General features: G+C 52.3%; 20 protein-coding genes. 11 read left to right on the top strand and 9 right to left on the bottom strand.

From position 1 onward, the window contains the following. The first annotated feature begins 30 nt into the window (after nt 1–30). The 6 genes from ACYQ8U_RS15360 (at nt 31) to ACYQ8U_RS15385 (ending at nt 10,818) form a co-directional block, all read left to right on the top strand. Nucleotides 31–4,830 carry an FtsX-like permease family protein gene (locus ACYQ8U_RS15360; protein ID WP_459946436.1) on the top strand — a complete coding sequence of 1,600 codons (4,800 nt, stop codon included), beginning with the start codon at nt 31–33 and terminating at the stop codon, nt 4,828–4,830. A 1-nt stretch (nt 4,831) separates the two neighbouring features. Next, entirely contained in the window at nt 4,832–6,832 is a 2,001-nt protein-coding gene (locus ACYQ8U_RS15365; protein ID WP_459946437.1) for a DUF6785 family protein, read from the top strand. Between the two features lie 21 nt (nt 6,833–6,853). Further along, a complete protein-coding gene (locus ACYQ8U_RS15370) occupies nt 6,854–8,812 on the top strand; it encodes a peptide transporter (RefSeq protein ID WP_459946438.1) in 1,959 nt (652 codons plus the stop codon). A gap of 111 nt (nt 8,813–8,923) precedes the next feature. Then, nucleotides 8,924–9,529: a hypothetical protein gene (locus ACYQ8U_RS15375; RefSeq protein ID WP_459946439.1), complete on the top strand. Its 606-nt coding sequence runs from the start codon at nt 8,924–8,926 to the stop codon at nt 9,527–9,529. A 1-nt stretch (nt 9,530) separates the two neighbouring features. Further along, complete coding sequence (locus ACYQ8U_RS15380) at nt 9,531–10,439, top strand: hypothetical protein (protein ID WP_459946440.1); 909 nt, start codon at nt 9,531–9,533, stop codon at nt 10,437–10,439. Further along, the gene (locus ACYQ8U_RS15385) at nt 10,423–10,818 is read left to right on the top strand and encodes a PqqD family protein (RefSeq protein ID WP_459946441.1); all 396 of its coding nucleotides are present in this window, start codon (nt 10,423–10,425) and stop codon (nt 10,816–10,818) included. Before ACYQ8U_RS15380 ends, ACYQ8U_RS15385 begins: the two co-directional genes overlap by 17 nt. 22 nt (nt 10,819–10,840) lie before the next feature. Here ACYQ8U_RS15385 and ACYQ8U_RS15390 read toward each other — a convergent pair whose 3' ends face one another. Together ACYQ8U_RS15390 and ACYQ8U_RS15395 are read right to left on the bottom strand one after the other, a co-directional pair. Beyond that, on the bottom strand, nt 10,841–11,632 hold the full coding sequence (locus tag ACYQ8U_RS15390; protein WP_459946442.1) for a uracil-DNA glycosylase: 792 nt from the start codon (nt 11,630–11,632) through the stop codon (nt 10,841–10,843). 79 nt (nt 11,633–11,711) lie between these two features. Further along, nucleotides 11,712–12,224 carry a hypothetical protein gene (locus ACYQ8U_RS15395; protein ID WP_459946443.1) on the bottom strand — a complete coding sequence of 171 codons (513 nt, stop codon included), beginning with the start codon at nt 12,222–12,224 and terminating at the stop codon, nt 11,712–11,714. Between the two features lie 269 nt (nt 12,225–12,493). On the opposite strand from ACYQ8U_RS15395, the gene ACYQ8U_RS15400 reads away from it, so the two are divergent. Together ACYQ8U_RS15400 and ACYQ8U_RS15405 are read left to right on the top strand one after the other, a co-directional pair. Continuing rightward, entirely contained in the window at nt 12,494–12,865 is a 372-nt protein-coding gene (locus ACYQ8U_RS15400) for a helix-turn-helix domain-containing protein (protein WP_459946444.1), read from the top strand. 120 nt (nt 12,866–12,985) lie between these two features. After that, nucleotides 12,986–13,198 (top strand): FmdB family zinc ribbon protein, encoded by a 213-nt coding sequence (locus ACYQ8U_RS15405; protein WP_459946445.1) that lies wholly within the window; start codon nt 12,986–12,988, stop codon nt 13,196–13,198. Between the two features lie 37 nt (nt 13,199–13,235). On the opposite strand, the gene ACYQ8U_RS15410 is transcribed toward ACYQ8U_RS15405, so the two are convergent. Then, complete coding sequence (locus tag ACYQ8U_RS15410) at nt 13,236–13,589, bottom strand: FtsB family cell division protein (protein WP_459946446.1); 354 nt, start codon at nt 13,587–13,589, stop codon at nt 13,236–13,238. A 20-nt stretch (nt 13,590–13,609) separates the two neighbouring features. Between ACYQ8U_RS15410 and ACYQ8U_RS15415 the strand changes: the two genes are divergently transcribed. Beyond that, a complete protein-coding gene (locus ACYQ8U_RS15415; protein ID WP_459946447.1) occupies nt 13,610–14,026 on the top strand; it encodes a 2-thiouracil desulfurase family protein in 417 nt (138 codons plus the stop codon). A 54-nt stretch (nt 14,027–14,080) separates the two neighbouring features. Here the strand turns inward: ACYQ8U_RS15415 and tatC are convergent, their stop codons facing one another. Both tatC and ACYQ8U_RS15425 read right to left on the bottom strand, forming a co-directional pair. Next, the gene (gene tatC, locus ACYQ8U_RS15420; RefSeq protein WP_459946448.1) at nt 14,081–14,779 is read right to left on the bottom strand and encodes a twin-arginine translocase subunit TatC; all 699 of its coding nucleotides are present in this window, start codon (nt 14,777–14,779) and stop codon (nt 14,081–14,083) included. Between the two features lie 133 nt (nt 14,780–14,912). After that, complete coding sequence (locus ACYQ8U_RS15425; RefSeq protein ID WP_459946449.1) at nt 14,913–16,376, bottom strand: glycosyltransferase; 1,464 nt, start codon at nt 16,374–16,376, stop codon at nt 14,913–14,915. Between the two features lie 283 nt (nt 16,377–16,659). On the opposite strand from ACYQ8U_RS15425, the gene serS reads away from it, so the two are divergent. Beyond that, the gene (gene serS / locus ACYQ8U_RS15430; protein WP_459946450.1) at nt 16,660–17,937 is read left to right on the top strand and encodes a serine--tRNA ligase; all 1,278 of its coding nucleotides are present in this window, start codon (nt 16,660–16,662) and stop codon (nt 17,935–17,937) included. Nucleotides 17,938–18,043: 106 nt separating this feature from the next. Here serS and mobB read toward each other — a convergent pair whose 3' ends face one another. The 4 genes from mobB to ACYQ8U_RS15450 all read right to left on the bottom strand — a co-directional run bounded on the left by mobB (nt 18,044) and on the right by ACYQ8U_RS15450 (nt 23,225). Then, entirely contained in the window at nt 18,044–18,706 is a 663-nt protein-coding gene (mobB, locus tag ACYQ8U_RS15435) for a molybdopterin-guanine dinucleotide biosynthesis protein B (RefSeq protein WP_459946451.1), read from the bottom strand. Nucleotides 18,707–18,932: 226 nt separating this feature from the next. Beyond that, entirely contained in the window at nt 18,933–19,610 is a 678-nt protein-coding gene (locus tag ACYQ8U_RS15440; RefSeq protein WP_459946452.1) for a response regulator transcription factor, read from the bottom strand. Next, a complete protein-coding gene (locus ACYQ8U_RS15445; protein WP_459946453.1) occupies nt 19,607–22,084 on the bottom strand; it encodes a cache domain-containing protein in 2,478 nt (825 codons plus the stop codon). The genes ACYQ8U_RS15440 and ACYQ8U_RS15445 overlap by 4 nt, the downstream gene beginning before the upstream one ends. Further along, nucleotides 22,077–23,225: an ABC transporter substrate-binding protein gene (locus tag ACYQ8U_RS15450; RefSeq protein WP_459946454.1), complete on the bottom strand. Its 1,149-nt coding sequence runs from the start codon at nt 23,223–23,225 to the stop codon at nt 22,077–22,079. Before ACYQ8U_RS15450 ends, ACYQ8U_RS15445 begins: the two co-directional genes overlap by 8 nt. 344 nt (nt 23,226–23,569) lie before the next feature. Here ACYQ8U_RS15450 and fdhD point away from each other — a divergent pair, with 344 nt between their 5' ends. Continuing rightward, on the top strand, nt 23,570–24,355 hold the full coding sequence (gene fdhD, locus ACYQ8U_RS15455) for a formate dehydrogenase accessory sulfurtransferase FdhD (RefSeq protein WP_459946455.1): 786 nt from the start codon (nt 23,570–23,572) through the stop codon (nt 24,353–24,355). Nucleotides 24,356–24,383: the final 28 nt, after the last annotated feature.

The raw sequence follows: 24,383 nt of genomic DNA on the forward strand, positions 1-24,383 counted from the left end.
AAACTCAACCAAGAACCCTGTGTTTACCCAATGAAAAGAGCTTGCTCCATTCTTGGCGTCACCCTCCTTCTGCTGGTGCACCTCTTCGTCCCGGCACCGGCCCGGACGGCTGTGGACGAACATGCACTGCGTGAAACGATCGAAACCCTCAGTAGTTACGGCAGCAGGGTAACCGGATCACCGGGCTATGAAAAGGCGGCGGCGTTTATTGAAGAAAAGCTGCAGGGTCTCGGCCTTGATCCGCAATCGCACCTCTATGAACTGCCGATCCGCCGTTTTCACGGGGCGACTCTGAGTTTTGCTGACAAGACACTGGCTCTCGTTCCCCTTATCAATAATGCCGTTACCCCGCAGGCCACAGACGGCACGCTTTCCGCTCCCCTCTATTATGTCGGCAAAGGTCAGCTGCAGGAACTCGATGGCAAAGATGTACAAGGCAGCATTGTCCTCATTGACTTTGATTCCGGCAGGAACTGGCAGCTGCTGGCTTCCCTGGGGGCAAAAGCGGCCATTTTCCTGCAGGACGACGACAGCAAGGGGCGCGTTTTCTACATGGAAAAACAGGAACTTACCCCGCTGCAGTTTCCCTGCTTCTGGATGAAAAGAGACGAGGCGGTCGAGTTTTTCGGCCCCCTGGTCAATCGGCAGACCCCGCTTATAGAGAGAGTGGAACTGCAGTCACGCAGTGTCTGGGAGTCGTACCCGGCAAAAAATATCTACGCCCTTATTGAAGGGACAGACGCCCAGCAAAAAGACGAACTGCTGATCATCGAGGCCTTTTTTGATAACGAAGAATTTGTCTCCGGCAACTCTCCCGGGGCGGATGCCGCCTCGTCACTTGCCACCCTGCTGGAGCTGGCCAAATCTCTGGTAAAACAGCCGCAGCAACGCTCCGTTCTGCTGGTCGCCACCAGCGGGCAGGCGCAGACCCTGGCGGGAATGCGCGAGATGATCTGGAGCAGCAACGCCAGGTCGAAGGATCTGCGTCATCAAAAACTTCAACTGCAAAAAGAAATCAACAGCGCCACAGTTAATCTGGAGCTGCTGCAAAATCTCCAGTTTCCACTGGTCGAAGATAAAAAAAGAGATGCCCTGATTGGCGCGGCCATCAAGCACAGCCTGGATGAAACCGTCGATCAGGTATCAAGAGAGCTGATGCGCCTGCGCCTCGCCGAGCAGACAGCCGAGACTAAACGGCTGACCGCCGAAATTGCCGGTGAACGCCTTGTTTTTCGCAGACTGGGATGGGCGGAGAGTTTTCACGATCTTCCGGCAAAAGAGGCCAAACTTTTCAGGCAGGTCCTGCCGCAGGCCATTGCCGGAAATGAGCGGATCGCCCGCGACGCCAAAAGGCGCCTCGATGCCCTGCAGTCTGCCTCAGCCTTTCGTACGCTTGTCCGGGACTATGATATCGCGTCGATTATCAGTCTGCACCTGTCCAGTCACGGTAACGGCGTGGGAGGTTTTCATCAAGGATGGCTCTACAATCTCAAACAGACGATCAACAGGATCTCCGCCTACAGCTCCATCGCCGAAATTCTCGACGATCTCGGCAAGGAACCTGTGGGCCGAGCGCACTACCAGGACACCCTTCGCCCAAGCATCCTGCGCACATGGGATTCCTGGTTTCTCGACCACCCGAACCTTGGTGGAGAGGTCAGCGCGCTGGCCGGATACCTCGGCCTCAGCCTGGTGACGACGGGCGATGGCCGTATGCTCTGGGGGACCCCCGCCGACACAGTGGAACAGATCGACTGGGCCTATCTGCACGACCAGGCCCAGCTGGTGGAACGGCTGGTTCTCGGCCTGGGTCGGGCCGAAAAACTCTCCACCGGCAATTCTCCCCGGGACGGTTTCGTCTCGGTAACTGTTCGCACCAATCTTTTATTGCAAGGAGAACTGTTTGCCGATTATCCAGCCCGGGACACGACCATTCTCGCCTACCAGGGCAGCAATAAATTTTACGCCATGGTCGATCAATCCGGCTATTTCCAGATCAAGGGGTTGGCCGACAAAAAGCATGTTCTCGATAAACTCATTATCGAAGGATATCGATTTGACGAGGAGAGCGGCAAGGTTATCTGGGCCATCGATAAGAAGGAAACAGGCAAGGACAATTACCGCCTGAAGCTGCTGCGCAAATCGATGCAGGCGGATCTGGTCATGTTCAACTGTCGCGAAACGACGTTATTCAACCTGCTTGAACCGCGCAGTCTAACCTATATGACCAGACTCCATCTCTATGACGGCAGGCGTGACGCACCCCCGGAGCATTACTGGTACAGCCGGATCGACACCAGGGACTCGATTATTTCCTCGATATATACCGAGCCTGGCACGCGCCTGAAACTGACTCTTTCGGACACGGTACTCACCAACAAGATGATCCTCACCAACGGGTCTGAAGAGAATCGACTTGGTCTCGGTTACCAGGTCGATGACTACCCGTCGATCCCCAACACCATCTATCACGCGGCAAAGGATGCCTGGACTCTCCTCGTCCCACGCATTGATAACCTGGAGACCCACGGCATCTATGATGCACGAATCAACAGCCTGAAAAACAAAGGGTTGGCGGCCCTGGCGACAAGTACGGAAAATTTTGACAATTTCACCTATTCGGTGGCCCGTGAAGCGGCCGCGGAAGCCCTTGCTCTTGCCGCCAGGGTCTATGTGCAGATCGAAAAAACCCAGAAAGATATCCTTTTCGGCGTCCTTTTCTACATCGCTCTCTTCGTCCCCTTTGCCTTCGTCATGGAGCGATTTCTCTTCAATTTTGCCACGATTTATAAACGGATTATCGGTTTTTCTCTGATCCTTGTCCTGCTTATCACCGTCATCTACAACGTGCATCCGGCCTTCAACCTTGCCTACAGCCCGATGGTGGTCATTTTGGCCTTTTTCATCATCGGCCTCTCTTTTATGGTGACCCTGATCATTTTTTTCCGCTTCGAGGATGAGATGATCCTCCTCCAGCGACGGGCGAGCCACAAACGGCCGGAAGAGATCAGTCGCTGGAAGGCCTTTGTCGCCGCCTTTTTTCTCGGCGTCTCCAACCTGAGAAGACGGCGGATACGGACGATCCTCACCTGCACGACCCTGATTATTCTCACCTTCACCATAATGAGCTTCACAACCATTAAATCGAGCCGGAAAGAGGTCAGACTCCCGTTCCAGACCGAGGCCCCCTACCAGGGCCTGCTGCTGAAACGACTCAACCGGCAGAGCCTGCCGCCTCAGGCAACCGATATCCTTGTCAGCAGCATGTCGTCCGTCAGCCGCCCGGCACCCCGGGTCTGGCTTGAAGGCAAGGACCCGGCCCGTCCGGTCAGCGTCCCGCTACGGCGGGGTGATGCGGAAATTTACATCCAGGGTCTCATCGGCCTGAGTCCGAACGAGGCCTACGTCACCGGACTTGACCAGCTCCTGACCAGCGGTCGATGGTTCACCGCCGAGGACCAGACGGCAATTATTTTAGAAGAGCAGATGGCCGTCCGGCTGGGCGTAGCCACTGGTGGCAACATTTCGTTATGGGGTGCGCCGTTCACGGTTATCGGTACATTTACGGCGGAAACCTTCGAAAAGGCCATCGACCTCGATGGCGAACCACTCACTCCGGTTATCTTCCCCGAAGAGGCGGGCAAGGAAATGAGCGAGGAAGAGATGGAGGCCCTGGAATCCGGTGACGATCTGCGTTCCTTCCAGAGCAGATACCAGCATATTTCGGCGGGCCAGACGGTCATCATCCCGGCAAAGACACTGCTGGCAGCCGGCGGCCGGCTGAAAAACATCGCCGTCAAACCAGCCGATACCAGCACGATAAACACTCTTGCCGGCCGCTTGACCGACCGATTCAGCCTGGCAATTTTTACCGGAGAAGAGGATGGGGTCTGGCTGTATAACATCAGCGACACCATGAATTACAGCGGAGTTCCCAACATCATCATCCCCCTGCTCATCTCCGTTCTCATTGTCCTGAACACCATGATCAGTTCCGTCTACGAGCGCAAAGGAGAGATTGCCGTCTACACCTCGGTCGGCCTGGCACCTTCCCACGTCGGCTTTCTCTTTGTCGCCGAGGCAATGGCCCTGGCGGTGATTTCAGTGGTGATCGGTTACCTGGTGGCGCAGGTTTCCGCCGCTTTTCTTTCGGCCACGCCGCTGTGGGCGGGGATCACCGTCAACTATTCTTCCATGGCCGGGGTTGCCGCCATGGTCCTGGTCATGGTCGTCGTCCTCATCTCGGTACTCTATCCGGCCAGGGTTGCCGCCCGCATTGCCATTCCTGACGTCAACCGGACCTTTGCCCTCCCCGCGCCGGTTGACAATACCATCGAGGTCACCCTGCCCTTCCTGATGAAGTTCCGGGAACACGAAAGCATCGGCGGCTTTATCCACAATTATCTGGTCAGTCACCGGGATATCTCCCATGGAATTTTTTCCACCGGTCCGGTAGAGGTAGTCTTCAGCTGTTCAACGGTAGATGAGATTCATAAAATGGTCGCGGAATCGGATAGACCCACCGACCTGCGCTGCCTGCATCTTCGGACAAACGTCTGGCTTGCCCCCTTTGATTTCGGCATCATGCAGCTGGTCGACATCCAGTTCTGCCCAGCCCTAGAGGGGCAGGATTTTCTCGAGATCAAAATTACCCTGCACCGACAGTCGGGAGAGTCGGGGGTCTGGCAGCGCATCAACACCTCCTTTCTCCACGAACTGCGTAAACAGCTGCTCATCTGGCGCTCCTATGACCAGGAGGCCCATGAGCAGTTAAAAGATTCTTTCCAGAAGGTTCTCGCCGACAAGGGCCTGGTTCCGGAGGTCATCTAACATGCAGACTTCTTCTCCAGACCAGGCGGCTCGGACCATCCGTAAACGCGCGCCGCTGCTTGGCCTCCTCCTGGCCGTGGTCATCTGTTTGCTGACCCCCTATAACAATATTTACCTTCGGGCTACGCCTCTGGGCGGCGGCCATTTCCCTCTTGCGCCCTTTTTTATTTTTCTGCTTCTCGCTCTTGTCATCAGTCTTCTTAGCAGAATCTTTCGCTCTTCGCTGCTGTTGACCGGCCCGGAGCTGCTGATTGTCTGGATAGAGATGGTTATCGGTTCGGGTATCGCCTACACCGGCTTTGCCCGAACCTTTCTTATCAATCTGACCGCCCCGATTCATTTCGCCACCCCTGGCAACCGCTGGGAAGAGATTCTCCATCCTCTCATTCCCCCGGCATTGACGCCAACCGATCCGCAAGCCGTCACGCTGCTGTACAACGGCCTTCCCGGTGGTCGGAGCATGGGCTGGCTCGAGGTGGTCGGGGCCATTCCCTGGGCGGCATGGCTCACGCCCCTGTTGCTCTGGGGTACGTTTATCCTCCTTTCCTATCTGGTTATGTTGTTTCTTATCAACATTCTATCCCGACAATGGATCCATAATGAGCGAATGAACTTTCCCCTGCTGAAGGTCCCGGAAATGATCAGCAAGGCGGTCAGTGAGGGGGAAACAGGCAGTTTCTTTCTCAACCGGTTTCTCCTCACCGGACTGTCCATCCCTGTTTTCCTCCATCTGATAAATGGGTTAAACCTGTATTATCCGACGATTCCACCCATTCCAACGCTATTTCTGGCCGGACCCTATTTTTCCGAGAGCGGCCTGCTCACCGGTTTTCAGAAACTGAAGATCTATATCTATCCGGCTTTTATCGGCTTTGCCTTTCTGACCTCACGGCAGATCTCCTTTTCTTTCTGGTTTTTCTTTCTGGCCGGGAGTTTGCTGTACGGCGTGCTCAATCTGCTCGGCTACTCCATTCCGGTCAGCGAACTGGGCGTCTCCTTCGGTCCGACCCTGGCCCGCCCGGAAGAAATGCAGATGATCGGTGCCTATGGCATCTTTTTTCTCTTTCTCGTCTGGCTGGCCAGGCTCCATCTTGTCGATGTCTGCAAACAGTCTTTTTTTCTCAAACCGCCGGCGTCAGGAAGATCGGAATGGTTTGATGTACGCATCTCCTTCTGGGGGGCAATTATCGGTTTTGCCTTGATTATCTGGTGGTATATCTGGCTGGGCATGGCCCCGGTCACCGCGGTCCTGGTGGTGGGTGCTTTTTTTATGATCATGCTGGTGGCAACCCGCATCATCTGTCAGGGGGGACTGGCCTACTTCACCCTGACGGCGGCGCCCACCGACGGCATGATCGCCCTTTTCGGCGCCAAATTGTTTGCCGGTGCCAGCGGTCTGCTTGCCGGCATAAGCCAGAAGGTTCTTTTCGTCGACCTGCGTGAATCGCTGATGCCCTCTCTTTTGCACGGTCGTCACCTGCAACAGAACAAAAGCCCGGCCATGCTGCTTTTTTCCGGCCTGGCGATGACCATCGTCGCCTCTATGACCGTTTCCATCGTCGCCATGATGACGCTCTGTTACCGGTACGGCATTCGGGAACTGCAGCTGGACTGGGCCAGTCAGACGACGACCGCGGTGTATGAAAATATTTACCGGCTGATCGCCACGACTACCACCACCGGCAACTGGGTGTTCATCTTTGCTCTGGCCGGAGCGCTGGTGATGCTGGTACTGGTCACCTGTTATCATCGATTCTACTGGTGGCCCATCCATCCGATCGGCTACCTCACCGCCTACAGTTCGGCCATGCGTATTCTCTGGGTCAGTTTTTTTATCGGCTGGACCTGCAACGCCCTGTGTATGCGCTACGGCGGGATCGTTCTTTTCAAGAAACTGCAGTTTTTTTTCATCGGTCTGATCATCGGCGATTTTCTCATGGGAGGCGGCTGGGCGCTGGTTGGACTGTTTACCGATGTCAGTTATCAGGTTCTGCCGGATTGAGTACCTACGGATATGTGAAATATGTATGACGATAAAGAACTGAAAGAATACCGCGACCTGCTGCCGACGCCGACGCACTTTGAAGAGGGGTTCGACTGGAAGACGATTATCGGGGCGATTTTCATCGGCTTTTTAATGATGCCCGGCTCAATGTACCTGCAGCTGGTCATCGGCCAGGGCATCGGCCCGGCCGCCCGCTGGGTGACCATTATTCTGTTTGCCGAGATTGCCAAACGGGCCCATTCCGAACTGAAGCAGCAGGAAATTTTTCTCCTCTACTATATGGCCGGTGCCGCCCTGGCCTCGCCCTTTTCCGGGCTGCTGTGGAACCAGTATCTGGTACAGTCCGATGCGGCACGGATGCTCGGGGTCACCGAATTTATTCCGACCTGGATCGCCCCCGGGCCGGACTCTCTGTCGATGGTCGAGCGATCCTTTTTTCACCGGGACTGGTTGATTCCGATTCTCCTGCTGGTCGGCTCACAGATTATCCAGCGCATCGATCATTTCGGCCTGGGCTACGCCCTGTACCGCATCACCTCCGATGTCGAAAAACTGCCCTTTCCCATGGCCCCGGTCGCCGCGCTCGGCACCATGGCCCTGGCGGAATCGGCCGAAGAAAAAAAGGAGAGCTGGAAATGGCGCGTGTTTTCCATAGGCGGGGTTATCGGCCTGGCCTTCGGCTTTATCTATGTGGTGCTGCCGATCATCTCCGGGCTGATCTTCACCGAACAGATACGGCTCATTCCCATCCCGTGGATCGAACTGACCGGCTATACGGAAAATATTCTGCCCGCCGTGGCCACCGGCTTACAGCTTGATCTCGGTCTGCTGTTTGTCGGCATGGTCCTGCCGTTCTGGGCGGTGATCGGCGGGCTTATCGGCTTGATTATCACCATCATTCTCAACCCGCTGCTCTATTCCGCCGGTATCCTCACCCGATGGCATCCGGGCATGGCCACCGTCGACACCGTATTCGCCAACAATTTTGATTTTTATATGAGCTTCGGCATCGGCCTGGGCCTGGCCATCGGCCTGATCGGTGTCTGGTCGGTGGTCCGCTCCTTTCGGGAAAAAGACGGCAACAGGGGAACGCTCCATGACCTGTTTCATCCACCGGCAGGCCGTGGCGATTTCAATTTCTGGATTGCCATTGCCATTTATTTTTTTTCAACCCTCGCCTACGTGGCGCTGTGCGTCTGGCTGGTACCGTCTTTCCCCTGGGTGTTCTTTCTTGCCTACGGTTTTATCTATACCCCGATCATCTCCTATATCACCGCCCGCATGGAAGGTATTGCCGGACAGTTTGTCAGCCTTCCCCTGGTCCGGGAAGCAAGTTTTATTGCCGGCGCCCGTTTTTTCGGTTACCAGGGTATTGAGATCTGGTACGCCCCCATCCCTATCCACAACTACGGCGAGGCCACCGTGCAGTTCCGCCAGATCGAACTGACCGGCACCTCCCTGCGGGGGATCATCAAGGCCGAACTGCTGGTCTTCCCCATCGTCATGATCGCCAGCCTGATGTTCTCGCAATTCATCTGGCGGCTGGCGCCGATTCCTTCGGCCAGCTATCCTTTTGCCCAGGAACTGTGGCATCTGCAGGCCTTGAATACCCTGCTCATGCAGACATCCACACTGGAGGGCAACTCGATGTTCTATCAGGCCTTAAACGGCACAACCGTTTTCAGCGGGGTCGGCTTTGGTCTGCTCATGTATATGGTGCTCAGCCTTTTTGGCCTGCCGGTGCTGCTCATTTATGGGGTAGTACGCGGGCTCGGCCAATCCACGCCGCACGGCATGATTCTCGAGGTCGCCGGCGCCTTACTGGGCAGGTATTTTTTCTATAAAAAATACGGCCCTATGTGGCGGCAATATGCCCCGGTGCTGCTTGCCGGCTTTTCCTGCGGCATGGGCCTCAGCGGCATGTTTGCCATGGGTTTTGCCCTTATTATGAAGTCCCTGGGGCATATGGCTTATTAGATCCTTAGATCCTCACTTTGCGGCCGACATCTTGACAATTCTGCCGGGGAACCGATATTCTTACCAAAGAAACGAGCACAACCGATAACAGATAATGTACAGAGAAGGTCAATGAAAATGTTAAAAACCGCACGACAAAGGATACTCACTTTTAGCCTGGCATTTTGCCTTCTGCCCTTCATGGCGATGGCGGAGAACGTTCCCCACGAGATTGCCGGCATAGCACTTGGCACCAACGTTGCTGAATATCCGGATATAATCCAGACAAATTTTCTCAAAGAAGTTGTGGTCACCGACTGGCATGGTTTCCGAAAGGGTGTTATCTCCTACGGGACATGTAAATATATTGATCTGATCCTGAAGATCGATATGAAATACCAGGACAAGAGCAAAGGATTTTATCAGAAATTATTACAGGAATTTCGTAAAAAATTTGGTGAGCCTGATTCATGGAACGGCGATTCTTTTGGTGTCGTACATATATGGAAATGGCAGTTTATCGATAAAGATCAAAATCCGGTGAGTCTGGCACTGCAGTATAACGCCAAAGATGCCGATGAAACCATCGGCAATATGGTCAAACTCTCCTACCCGGCAAAAATGGACGAAGAGCGGCTCTGTTTTATGGAAATGTGTCAACACGGCAAAAAAAATATTACTGAACGACGAAGAGAAGAGCTGAAGAAATCCGACTGGTCACACCTCGTCCCCAGGTAACATGGTTCCCGCCAGGCAGACACAGCCTGAACAGGCAAGCAGGCCCATCGGGTGGAACGGGGTGCAGCTGTATATTCCTTGCAACTGGGAGGTTCGTGTCTCCGGACCACGCCATCTTGTTTTTGAAAAAGACTTTCAACCTCAGCTGCAGATCCGGTGGGAAAAACCAGGCCAGAGTAAACTCCCTGCTCTTCAACAACGAGCAAGCCACTTTGCCTCCCGGATGGGCAGCATTATTGCTGAGGATGATTTTCCACCGGCCTGGCGGCAGGTGAGGGATATTTATCGCCTGGCAACCTTCTATCAGGGGGAGAGCGGCATGCTGGAAGGAGGCATTTTCCTCGGCCCCGATGACCACACTCTCGTTCTTTTTCAACTCTTTCTCCCCGCCCCGGCAGCGGGCACAGCAGTATATGATGGAGCCATTGCTGAAATACGGGAATGCCTCACAACAATTACGTGCCGTAATGCTCCGGAAACCCTCTGGCGCATGCAGGATTTTTCACTCATTCTTCCGGTTTCCTACACGCTCCAGGACTACACTTTTGCTGCCGGTCTTACCCGGATGTCTTTCACCAAGGGCGATCTTTTTATGCAAACGTGCAAGCTCGGCCCGGCCGACAATCGTCTTGCCCAGCAGTCGCTTAAAGAGATTCTCCTCATTCTTGCCGATACCGCCGAGCTGGAAACAGTCACCGGCGAAGATAACACCTCCTGCGAAGGGTGCAGAAGTCCGACCATCGGCAGACAGGTCCTGCTTCGGCTTCGCCGGGAAAAATCCTTTATCAGGGCGAAAATATGGCACGAGGTCGCGGGCAACCGCCTCCTTGCCGTTATTCTTTCTTCCAATCGCCCCATCCCCCTGACGACGATCCAGGACATTTGCCGACACTATGAAATTATTCCGTAACAAAAAAGCACCGAAGCCTGTGGTCAAGGGACTCACCAGGACCGAAGCTCTGGCCGGTGTTCCGCAGATTTCTCCATCGGCCACGTGGGTCACCCTTGAAAACGGCGATATTCTCATTGAATATCCTTTAAACATAAAGCCGTTTTTCATTCAGCTGGCCAATCGGTTTCACAAGGGCGAGATACAGCGACCGACGAAAAAACTGCAGCTGGACGGTATGGGAAGCAGGGTCTGGCAGATGTTCGATGGGGAAAAAGATGTCAAGGCGATTATTCGACAGGTCTCCGAGCAAAGCGGCCTGTCTCTCCAGGAAGCGGAAATATCCGTCACCGCATTTCTTCGCCAGCTGGGGCGACGCGGCCTTATTCTGATGAGCTGATAAAATCCGGCAAACTCGCCCCTCACACCAGGCCCATCTTTTTCGCCAGCAACTGCAGATCAGCCCAGGTTGCCTGTTTCATTTCCGGGTTCTGCAGGAGATAGGTGGGGTGATAGGTGGCAATAACCGGAATAGTTCTGTATTTTTCCACCTCATAGTCATGAAACTGTCCCCGCAACCGTGACAGCGGCTGCGATCTTTCCAGCACCGCCCGGGCGGCAACCATGCCCATGGTACAGATCACCTCGGGCTGTAAGGCGACAATCTGGCGACGCAAAAAAGACACACAGCTTTGTACATGTATTGCCTGGGGCTGGCAGGTACCGGGAACCGCACATTTGATCACATTGGTGAGAAACACCTCCCCGGCGGAAAGCTTGATAGCCAGAAGCATTCGGCTGAGCATCTCATCCTGGGCAACGCCAAAAAGATGGCCCGGGGCGAGGCTGCCCTGGGCGTCTCCCGCCAGCCAGTCACCGACAATCAGCAGGCGAACCTTATCGGCGCCACGTCCGGCAACCGGATAAAGCCGCTGCTTATGCAGATCACAGGCATGGCAGGCGGCAACTTCTGCAGCGATATCGGCAAGATTTACAGGCGATTTTGTCGGCGCAGGACTATTTTTCCGGGCCACCGGCTGCACGCGGATGGCAGCTTTCTGCTGCGCAGGTTCTGCTTTGGCGACCGCCGGCACCATATAACGAAGAAATGACTGCACATCCCCATTGCGCGGATAGGTACCAATACCTATCGAACGATGATAGCCAAGCACCGCCCGCAGCCTTGCCGGCAGCTCATTTTTCTCACTCTTCACAATGCACCTAGCTGAATCCTCCTTGCCCCATTGACCTTAACCGAATCCATGCAGTTCCTAATGGAAAAGATATTGATAACTAATCAAACGGAAAATAAAAAATGTCCCAGCTAGCACCGCCCATTTCCTCGGCGCTCCCCCTGAATGCCCCATAGTAATTGAAAGCAATGGCAGCAGCAGCCGCTGGCCTGACACCGGAAAATCTGATCGTCAGCTCATCCGGCGTTTGGCCAAAAGAACTGAAGAGCGGCGTGATATCGACCGTTTCAATGACTCCCCCCTCACCATCGAGAAAGTTCATTTTAAGGGTGAACCTTTTTATCATTGGGAAAGAATCGGTCAGGCTCCGGTCAAAAACAAGCTGACCGGACAGGCTGAAAGCGGTATCGCTCTGCGCTATGGAATAGCTCATTAGCAAATCCTTTGTTTGCCAAAGGGCTTCCTGTACACCATTTTCCGCCAGCGAAATCCGCGCCTCCGGCCGGGCAATTGCCCCCATCTCCGGGTGGAGAAAATTCGCACAACCGGAAAGAAACAGCATGCCAAGACACAGAACGACCGAGAAAACCTTCACCAACCGACAAATATTCATAGTAGCAATGACCTCTTGAATTGAAAAGCTGAACAGAAGAATGAGTGTACACAACTCCCTGGTAACTTTATAGGACCATATTAACCATTACCAGGAAAATGGAACAATCTTTTCTCTGGATTTGCACGAAAAATCAAAGCCTTTTTTGGGGAAATTTGGTATTTATTGAACATATAATTATTATTATCAGAATTGGCTAAGCCAAATAATTATTGTTTTCAACCGCTGCTGTTTGTAAGCATACTATTTACACCAATGAGGTACGGATCTTGACTAAGGAAGAATTCAGTCTGTCCAGAAAAAAGCTCGGAAAAACGCAGAAAAAACTGGCAGAACTCCTCGGGATGTCATTGAAAACTATTCACAGCTATGAGCAGGGCTGGAGAACAATTCCGACACATATTGAGAGACACATCTACTTTCTGCTTATCAATCAACGGGGCAGGGAAAACAGCCTTACACCATGCTGGGAACAAAAAACCTGTGCGGTAAAAGAGCAATGCCCCGCCTGGGAGTTCCAGAGCGGTCATCTCTGCTGGTTTTTATCCGGCACCTTGTGTGACTGTACCCTGGATCTTTCCCGGAAAGACAAACTGGAAATATGCAAATCATGTGATATTTTCACAAATTTGCTCAAATAGGGATTATTTCTCTCCCTGTTCGCAAGATATAGGTTTGCTCGGTCAACCCCTGATGTGACCTGTGAACAGCACTTAAGCAACAGAGGGACACCGGCAGAAAAATGCATTGGAGATACAAAAATGCCGATATATGAATACAAATGCAGCGATTGCGGCAACATATTTGAGATCCTGACAACGTCGAGCGGCGATGCGGGAAAAGTGCAATGCAACAAATGTAAAAGTGACAAGGTAACGAAGATCATTTCCGCCGGCAGTTTCAGGCGTAGCTCAGGCATGTCACTGCCGTCAGCCCCGGCCTCCGGGTGTGGTGGAAAATCACGTTTTTCCTGAGCGTCCTGACCAAAGGTTCCGTGAGAACCTTCCATTTTTACTTATTTTTTTCGGGTTTTGCTGGTGAGAAATCATACACTTTCTCGTTCTTCTTGAGGAGACCGTACTCTTTCCTGGCGATCTCCTCAAGATAGGAGAGATCATTATTCAAACGGTCAATATCTGCTTGAAGCGTTTGAATGCGCTGCTCAATCCGCACCTTGTCCTGCTCTAATTTCGTTAATTCGGATCGTTTACTGAGAAGTGTTACTATTCCTGCTCCTGGAGCAAAAATTATCCACAGCACGGCAACAACCAACAGGGCGACAACGATCTTCATCACCCGGTCTTCCTGAACAGGGGAAAGCTTTTGCTTTGGTTTTGGGCTCTGCTTCTGTTGTATAAATGCCATACTCACTTATTTCCTTGACAATGCAAAATCAACATTCCACTTGTCTGGTCAGTGCCTGCCTGGTCGGCCTCTGCACCCGCTACGATGGACAAGTCAAGACTCCCCCCGACTATCCGGCGCTTATGCAGGCAATGGTCTGGATACCCGTTTGCCCCGAACAACTCGGCGGCCTGCCCACGCCTCGAGAAGCCGCCGATATCGTCGGCGGTGACGGTGCGGATGTCCTTGCCGGGACGGCTCAAGTACGTACCAAAAGCGGTCTCGACATTACGGCCGAATTTATCCGGGGAGCCCGGCAGGTGCTGCACCTTGCCCGGTTGCAAAACACCGGCATGGCATGCCTCAAAGCCCGCAGTCCATCATGTGCCGTACACGGCAGGATGGGTGTTACCGCGGCACTGCTTCAATCGGCCGGTATTGAACTGATCGAAGTATAATGCGCCAGGCAAACAACCATTGCCCCTGGGGCTCTCCACCAGCACTGCTGTTTCTTACAGTCCGATGCGCAAAACCCGCAGGATAAGTATCCCCGATTCATAGAGCAGATAAAGCGGCCCACCCATAAGTAACATATTGACGATATCCGGCGTTGGTGTCAACAGCGCTGAGGCTATGGCGATGAGCAAAAGGGCATACCGTCTGTTTTTCTCATAAAACCTTCGTTTGAATACCCCGACCTTGGCGAGAAAGACCATAAAAATAGGCAATTCAAAAATAAGGCCGAAAGCCAGGATGAAGATGGTGGTGAAATTCACAAACCGGCTGACGGATATTACCGGTTTCAGTTCCTCGGAACTGAAACCAAGCAAAAAATTTATGCCAAACGGCAGGGTTATATAATAGCAGAAAATCGTCCCGGCGTAAAACAGCAGGCAGGTAAACAGGATAAAGAAAAACAACTGTCCTCCGGAGACCCCGAACGGCTTGCCCAGAGCCCGCCAGATGACCACCGCAAACCAGGGCATAAGAATATATAAAGCGGCAAAGAGTGCCAGCTTCACATGGGCGAGAAATGGCCCGGCCACGGAAAAGAAATACAGTTTCTCGGCCAGATGCCCCTGCACGAAATGCAGCAGCTGCGGCGAGAGAAAAAAGATCCCCAGGGTGCAGCAGCAGAGTACCAGCGCCAGATTACGGATAGATTTTCGCAATTCAACGACGAAGGTAACGATTTTTGTGTGTGCCGCCATGGGAATATATCAGGTGTGCCGGTGATTGCAGTATCGGTCGCCGTATCGGAAAACGTCGTTCGTTTTACTTTCTGCAGGACAAGGTAGCAGAAGCATGGCTAAATTGCAATTTGATAGAGGCTGATTGCATAAGTTACATTTCATCAACGACGAGATTGACGGATGGGGCGATCGACGGCTGGAGCAGGGTAAGCAGTTGGTTTAATTCCGGCAGAAACTGGTGATAATGGTCTTTTTTCAGGTACCGGCTAGCACCGCTACTGGTCAACTGTACTATATCGTTTTGCCAGACATAGCCGTTTTCAGTAAAGATGTTTACCAGGCTGTCATTGAGTTTTCGAGAGTTATGCTGACTGCCCGAATGAGCGAGAAACCAGTTGCGTGGCGAATACGCGCGGCGATGAAGCAACACGTCCGCTACGACTTCAGGAAGTTGCTCATCCCGGCCGACCCTGCCTGTCTGTGCATTACATATCGTCATGTCCACTCCGGCCATGGCCGATGAAAGAACACAGGGAATGTCGGCTCGGAAATATTCGTAAACGCAGCGACAGCTGTTTTCATAAAGGGACAGATGTACCCCTGTTTTGCAGCGGGCAAGATAGGAAGGGATATCTTTACGGCGTACATTAGACAGGACGATGACTCGATCGCTCAAGCCCTGCGTCTCGACCATTCGTTGAAACGCCTGCACATTACGGAGAGAGCCTCGGCCTATAAACAGCGCTTTTTTTGTTACCAGGCGTCGGTCCTTGAGAAGCTGCAGCATGAAAAAATGACGTTTACGCGCCATGTCATCAAACGTTGCATTAAAGACAATATCAATATCTTTTGCCGTTGAAGGATCCGGTGGAGCGGCTTCCCGTAAAAAATCACCATGGGCCAGAGAAATAACATGGGTATTGGCCTGCATGGCGACAAAATGTCTATCTTCCTCACCACCAAGACCAAAAACACAAGGGTCGTGCAGTTCGGTGAAAACCCGCCACCAGGCGTGCCGAAAAACCACACCCATCGGAGGTTCTACATAGAGGACATACTGGTCGGCGATTTTTTTCAATGCCTGCTTATCCAAAAAGAGATAGGGAAGAGAAAAAATCCGCAGCACCCCTTTTTCATGGGGCAAGCGAGGAGATTTTAAAATCTGGACAAAATGTCGCAGCTTGAAGGTGGATTGTCGCTTTTCTGAAAGTTTTGCCTGGATCGCCAGCCGTTCGGTGGTTAAGAAGTCAATAATCTCCGGCTCATCGTGCAGAACGTCGAGAGCTTTGGCCAACCAGCGCCATTGGTTTGGAACCGGCAAAAATGAGAGAAACAGCAGGGCTTGTCTGGTAACTGTTGTGTCGCCGTGCTGATGATACACTCGCTCGAGGTCAGGGGCGATAAGGGCACACTGCTCATACGGCCAGTGAAGCCCTCGAGTTCTTTCAAGGTGCGGCCGTCCCCAGACCAGGATTTCATTCAATGTTGTGCGCAGCTGCCTGCGTAATTGACCAAGCGTGTTGCTTGAATGCTGCAGCAGACTGTTATTTTGCGCGGCAGCAAAAAAATTCTCTAAAATTGCAACATGGTTGTCAAAATTGTCTGAAAAATCCACTGGTATCAACCTTTTGTCAGGTATAAAAAACGAGAAATAGGGGTTGTCATTGTCTCAATGATAATCAGCAGGACAAAAAAACGTCAAGAAATATAATGGGCAGCGCGTGGCGTCTCATTTTTGTAGGAAAATTCCATGTAGTTTGCGAGAATTACCGAAACCGCAGCGAAGAGAATCAGTATGCAGAAAAATGGCCATTTGATAGAGGTTGATTTCACCAATCAGCCATGATAAACAATAGATCTCCCGCTGTTAACTATTCATATAAACCAAATAAAATACTATGCTTGAGCTGCGATTTATACGAGAAAACCTTGATCTGGTAAAAGAGAAATGCATCCGCCGGGGTATGGGAACTACCCTGATCGATAATTTTGCCGCTACCGACCAGAAAAGGCTGGCCCTCCTGACCGAGGTTGAAGGACTGAAGAATAAGCGTAATACCGTCTCCGATCAGATTGCCGTCCTCAAGCGTGGATCCGACGAGGACCGGCGGAAGGCCGACCCTTTGATCCTTGAAATGCGTGAAACCAGCGGGCGGATCAAAGAGCTTGATAATGAACTGAATAGTATTGAGCAATCCTTACAGGAAATCGTCATGGCCATCCCTAACCTCTGCCATGACAGTGTTCCCGTCGGTCAGGATGACTCGAATAATATCGAAATCAAAAAATGGGGCGAAAAACCGACCTTTTCCTTTCCCGCCAAGCCGCACTGGGAACTCGGCGAGCAGCAGGACATCATCGATTTTGAGCGGGCGGCGAAGATCTCCGGGGCACGGTTTGCCCTGTTGAAGGGCTTTGGTTCAAAACTGGAACGGGCGCTGACCAATTTCATGCTCGATCTGCATACCCAGCGACATGGCTATACCGAGGTGCTGCCGCCGTTTCTGGTCAATACGCCGTCGATGACGGCCACGGGGCAGTTACCTAAATTTAAAGAAGATCTCTTTAAAATCGAAGACCGCGATCTTTATCTCATCCCCACCGCCGAGGTGCCGGTGACCAATATTCATCGCGATGAAACCCTCGCGGAAAAAGATCTGCCGATAAAATACACCGCCTATACGCCCTGTTTTAGGTCCGAAGCCGGAAGCCATGGCCGCGACACCCGGGGGTTGATCAGACAGCACCAGTTCGACAAGGTGGAGCTGGTCAAGTTCACCACCCCGGAAACCTCGGAGCAGGAGCTGGAATTGCTGCTCGCTGACGCCGAAGCAGTTCTGCAACTCCTCGGGCTGCATTACCGGGTGGTCGTCCTGTGTACGGGAGATCTTGGTTTTTCCGCCACAAAAACCTATGACATTGAAGTCTGGCTGCCTGGCCAGGAGACCTATAGGGAAATCTCTTCATGTTCTAACTTTCTTGATTTCCAGGCCCGTCGAGGCGGCATCAGGTACCGGCCGGACGGTCAGAAGAAAAGCAAGCTGGTACACACCCTGAATGGTTCAGGACTGGCGGTCGGCAGAACGCTCCTGGCAATTCTTGAAAATTACCAGCAGGCAGACGGCAGCATTGTTCTGCCGGAGGCCCTTCTCCCCTATTTTGAGACCCGCTTCTAACTGATTGTCAACGAACCGATTAGCCAGGAAGAAGAAAAGCTAAGAATGCAGGCGGAACAAAAAAGGTAAATTCGCTACATCCGCCCCATCGACAAAAGGGAAGAAATTATTTTTTCATATCCTCGACCTGGATGCGCAGTTCGATCTCTTTAATATCTGAACGACACTTAAGCGTCTTGACAAAACCGTATACGGTTGCGGCTAATGCCTCCTGAATAAAATCTTTCAGGGGAATTTTATTGCCATTGACCAGCAGCGCCAGAACTTCTTTGCCTTCCTTACCGATAAGGAATCTTTTTTCAATAAAAAGAGCGATTTCCGACGCCTCGTCCAGGCGAAAAACATAATTGCCGGCAACCCCGTCGAGGTTGGTGGCAACGGCAATAACCCCGTGCACTTCTTCACGAAGTTTCTGGTCGCGATTCCGGAAAACCTCAATTTTCGGAATTTTTTTAGCCGTTTTAAATCCTTCACCGATGACGATATCAACATCGGGGAAATATCTATGGGCCAGGGTCCTCAGAGAGAGTCCGCTGTTTTTCGTCTGCAGGACCATCTGGTCCGGCGCCACCAGCATGACACTGTCCGCCCCGGCCTGTTTATGCAGGAACGTATCCGTGCCCGGGGTATCGAACTCTATGCCCGAATCATTGCTCGATTTAATGACGGCAACCCGATACCCCATCTTTTTCAGCTCGGTGACAACCTGTCTCACCAAGGTAGTTTTGCCGCTGTCATGCCAGCCGATGAACGTTACAATAGACGACATATTTTTTTCGTCCCTCTTAAAATTAGCTCCCTTCGAGCTGCTATCGGTCTCTTTCCATGCATGCATTGCAATAAAGACAGCACGGTCATGCAGCGTAGAACATACCGAGTTATATGGTATTTGCAAAGAAACTTTTCCAACGACAGTATAAGAAAATTCAGCAAAGAAAAGAATCAGCTCGGCCCCTTTTGTTGCATAGGACAAAGGCAACTGCGCCTGTAGGGATTTAGCCTACGTTGTTAGGTCCGGGGGACTTGGAAAATTCCTGTTCGGTCCACAGCACCGCGCGACGGATAAGCTCCGCCGCTGTTTTAATGCCGAGCTTTTGTTTGACACGGTCCCGATAGGTACCGATGGTTTTCACCCCAAGTTTCATACGTTCGGCTATTTCACGGGTGGACAGACCGGTGCCAAGCAGCCGGAACACCTCAAGTTCCCGATCGGTGAGCAGGTCGACGCGGGAGCTGGTCGGCGTCTCCGACTTCATCTGCAGTCGATCAAGCAGCCGTTCCATAATGCTCACACTGACATGGATCCTGCCGACGCGAATATTCCTCAGAGCCGAAATAACATTCTCACTGGCCTCTTTTTTCATGATATACCCGCGGGCTCCCGCCCGGATAGCCCGTTCCGCCCAGACCTGCTCGTCATGCATGGACAGGACTAAAATAGGCAACGGTATTTTCCGGGCGGAGAGTTCCTTGACCAGATCGAGCCCATTATCGCCGGCAAGAGTGATATCAACAATGGCCAGGTCGGGAGCCTGGTCCTGGATCATTTTTCTGGCGCCGGCAATATCTTCCGCCAGACCACAGACGTGGAAGTCCTCTTCTTGATTGAGCAGCTCCGCCATGCCCATTCTGAAGATGGGATGATCGTCGACTATTATCACTCTTGATTTCATTCCAACCCCTCACCGGTCACGGTGATCACCGTGCCGCCCTGTGTATCCGAAATGATTGTCAGTACCGCACCGATCGCCTTGGCCCGATATTTCATGGTATGAAACCCCATGCCGGTTGCCGCCGGGGTACCGTCAAAACCTGTTCCGTCATCGACAATTTTCAACGAAAACCCCTCCTCATCCAGCCGCATATATACCCCAATATTCTTTGGTTTGCCATGCCGCGCGGCATTAAAGACCGCTTCCCTGATAATATAGTGCAGATGCGTGGCACTATTTTTACCGAGGGTTTTATCACCGCCTTCCCATGAAAGATCAAAATTAACCTTAAAAATCTTTTCCACCTCGACAACCAGCTCCTCGATTGCTGACTGCAGCCCATACTCAACGACATGCACGGGGTAGAGCCCCTGGGAGAGCCGCCGGGTCTTTTCAATGGCATCCCTGATCAGATTGCGGATCGTGCCAAGCTGTTTTTCCCGCTCCGGCGCCTCATTCTTCAGTTGTTGCTGCAGCACCTTACTCAACAGCTCCACGCCGGTAAGGTGGGAACCGAGATCGTCATGCAGATCCCGGCCGATCTTCGATCTTTCTTCTTCGCTGATGGCAATAATCTGCCGCTCCAACCGGGCAAGTTCCTCCTCGGTACACCTGTTCAGCACATGCAGCCACATCCCCTCGAGCAGCATGGTCATCTGACGAATATCCGAGTTGTCATATTTTTCTTTATTATTGCAGACGCCGGCGACAATGACGATTTTCCCGTCATTGTAGATAGGCACATCGAGATGTCGCGTGATGGCGTTGCAGTAAGGATAGATATCCTCTTCCTTGCCAAAGGAGACATCATTGGCGATGACGGCGGTTTTTTTCATAACCGCCCGGCCGGGAAGACCACCGTATGCCAACGACCTGGCGGGAATCAGCTCTGTTTCCCGGTCCTCTGCATCCTGTTTATTGAAGACAAAAGAGGAACAGAGCGTGATATGCGTCTGGGCACTATTCACCAGTGCCAGATAGCCTTCTTCACTTCTGGTTATCTGAACAATGCGGCGGAGGATAAAATCGTATTTATCCTGCAGGGAATATTTTTCCATCATGCCCAGACGCAACAGGGTATCGAGGCGCAGTTCATCGCGATGCAGCAGCAGTTCGTTTTTTACCCGCTCATCGACCATCCGGTTGGCCAGACGGCCAAGGTCCTCAAATTCGCGAAAGACCAGATCATCATTGCTGATAGTCACGTTCGCATCGGCCGCTTCCCGAAAAAAATTGGTGAACGAGGTGATGCCCTGCTTGATTTTAAAAGAATAGAAGAAGGTACTGAGCAGCAGAAAAGCGACGCCAATGGCAAAAAAGACGATAAAGGCAAAAACATTTTTAAAGGAGATTTCTTGATACATTTCGGTTTCGGTGGCAATGGACTGCTCCATGGCGTCCATAAACATAGCCGTCCCCAACACCCAGTCCCAATCCTCGTATGCCTGCACAAAGCCCAACTTCTGATGCGATGTTCCAGTCGACGGCCGGTGCAGCGAGTAGTGGACGTATCCCTCCCTGTCTTTATTCTGCACCCTCTGGAGAAAGGCTTCACCATATTTCAGGCCATCACTATCAACTAAATCTCTTACCGAACGGCCGATAAGCCGCTCGTCCCGACTGCTGAGAATGGTCCCGTCGGCGCGGAAACAAAATGCCTCTCCTTCCTTGCCGAATTCCATATTACGGATTCTCGCCAGGATCTCATGCTGCAAGGTTTCTTCAAGCTCTTCGGTATAAATGCCCGCCCCGATATACCAGTCAAGCGGCTCGAAGTATTTGACGAAAGCGATTTTTGGAAAAATTTTCCAGCGAAACATTGGCTTGATGAGATTATAGCGGTACAATCCGGCTTGTTTATCACGAACGATGCTGACAATATCACCAATAACGTCCTGCCCGGTCACCTTTTCGAACTCCGCCGCGGATTTTCCTTCAAAAAAGGGCTCGTCGGCAAAAAGGTCGATCAAACCGTCCTGCAGCCTGCCGGCAAAATAATAGCCGCGTCCGTTATCCCAGCGCATCGGTCGCAGAAGTTCAATGACCTTGGAGCGTATTTCATCAATGCTCTTCTCATCCTTGTAGAGCCGATATTTGTGCGAGGCAATAGTATAGGCGGCCTGTACCCGCTCACGAATATCAAGCTCAACGCGTAACTCATTCTGCTGCCGCCGGTAGTTTATCAGATCGACGACATTGGCCAGCTCCTCTTTTACCCGCACTTCGTATTGCAGCTGGTAGGTATTACGAATATTGTCGATACTCTCCTGATACACCTGATACTCGGTAATGGCCCAAAAAACGCCGATAAAAACAGCAAGCGAAGTAACCACCACCAGTGAGGCGTAGAACGGGGCGGAAGACAGGGTGATTTTTCTGAAGAGTCGCATTGAAGGTCTTTCTATCCTGTTTATCTCTTTCGATACATCATTCATCGTCCTTCAGCCTTTCGACAACCGGATAGATATGGGTTAGATAAATGGTATCCAGCCCCTGGTGATCCTCAGGGCCGAATTCCAGGAGGAGTCCTCCGAGGTCGAACTGCCCAATCTCTTCCATGGTTGAAATAAATTTTTCCCTGGTCAGTTTGCCCTTCACCGTCAGGGCAATTTTACCGAACAATTTACCGGCGATAAAACCCTCCAGGGAGGTAAAGCTTATCGGCGCATCATGCTGATATTTGGCCATGGCCCTTTTGAAATCCCCGATCAAGCTGATATCGGTATCGAGGGGTGAGGGCACCACCTGGGAGACAATCACTCCCTGGCCGTAGCCGCCAAGGGCCGCCCTGAGACTTTCGGTTCCGACAAAGGATATATTGCAGAACGCCACCTCCCCGGCAATCTTGTTTTTGCTCAATTTGATAAATTCGGCACAGGCGGAATAGGCGCCGACAAGCACCACCGCCTCCGGCTTCTCCTGGTAAATATCGCGCAGGGCGCCCATAACCGCAATGGTGTTTCGTTCGTAACTTCCCTTGGACACCAGGGTCATGCCCCTCTTGGCCAGGGCAATTTCAATGCCGCGCAGCCCGGCAAAGCCATAACTGTCATTTTGATAAAAACAGGCGACCCTGCTGATCTTTTTTCTATCAATCAGGTAGGAGGCAAGTTTTTCCATCTCCTGAAAATAACTTGCCCGAACATTGATGACGTAGCTGTTAAAAGGCGTGCGGAGAAATTCAGCCCCGGTAAAGGGGGCAAAAAAGGGAATCCTCGCTTCACTGACGATAGGCGCAACCGCCATGGACGTCGGGGTGCCGACAGCGCCGATGAGGGCGAACACCTGATCATCATAGATCAGGGATTTGGTATTTCTCACCGCTTTGTCCGGCTCGTATCCGTCATCACGGCTGAGCAGGATTATCTCCCGCCCATGAATGCCGCCCTCGTCATTGATTAAAGAAAAGGCGGCGAGCAGACCGGCCCGCATCTCAAGGCCAAGGTTTTGCGCAGGACCGCTCAGGGCACAGGATTGGCCGAGGACAAGCGGTTGAGCTCGCGCAGATGCTGCCCCCTGTCCTGTGACAATGATAAAAATCAGGACATGCAGTAAAAAAGACAACAACCTCATCATACGATTTCTCCGAGACATTTTTTTTGGAGAGGTGAAGCCGCGGCACCGGCGTAAAGAATTGGGGAAAAATAATCTGAAAATTAGTCTGTAAAGGGCGTAAATGCAAGGAAGTTGCTCGTCCTTGTGCATGGAGAAAAGGGGTTGACAAGGCCGTGATCCGAGTCTACCTACTCTATATTGTCCATGGATCAAAAATATGCCTTGCTGGAACAAACCCTTGCTCGATGATCCAGGGCCAGCTCCAGGGCAAAATGATGCTTGAAATTACTCGCCACTCCTTTTAGGGTGTCGAGCGGATATGAATAACCGATTAACCGACAGTATACCTGAGACGACAGACAGACATGAACACACCGCATCCAGTCAGCACCCGGCTCACCATGAGCCATACGACAACCGTCATCACCCCCGATGGGTCGAGGGAACAACTCGAACAACTGGCCATTGAAACGCCCTATTCCATTGCCCTCAATGATGACACCATCGGCTCGTCAATGGTCCTGCCGATCGGTCTGGAGGAATTCGGCGCCGGTTTTCTCTTCGGCCAGGGCTATATAAAAGAGCCGGGAGAAATCAGAGAAATCTATGTCTGCCCTGAAGGCCGTATTGCCGTCTATGCCGATGTTGAACGTACCGAACCGAAAGAGGTCATCATCACCTCCGGTTGCGGCGGAACGGGTAAAATATCCAAAGAGATGCTTGAAGGCGCCTTTGAACCGTTGCAGGAATGCACGATAACCTTTCCGGAAATCAGCGACTTCATCCGCCAGGCCCTGCAAAGCTCTCCTTTAGGTCCGCAAACCCACTGTGTCCATGGTTGCGGTTTATGGCAGGATGGTCGGCTGCAGCTTTTTTACGAAGATGTCGGCCGGCATAACGCCGTGGACAAGGTCCTCGGCGCCATCCTGCTCGGCCGGGCAACGGCGAGAAGCGCGATTTACACCACCGGCCGCCTTACTTCCGATATGGTTTTGAAGTGTGCCCGGATCGGTATCCCGATAATCATGTCGAGGACAGCACCATCATCGCTCGGACTGGCCATTGCCCGCAGGGCGGGAGCAACCCTTGCCGCCTATGCCAGACCGGACCGGGTGAACATTTTCAATGCCCCTCACCGAATTGTCATCTAAGGTCCAGATGTGCATGGACAGCTCGGCC

The sequence above is a fragment of the Desulfocastanea catecholica genome (genome assembly GCF_054657295.1).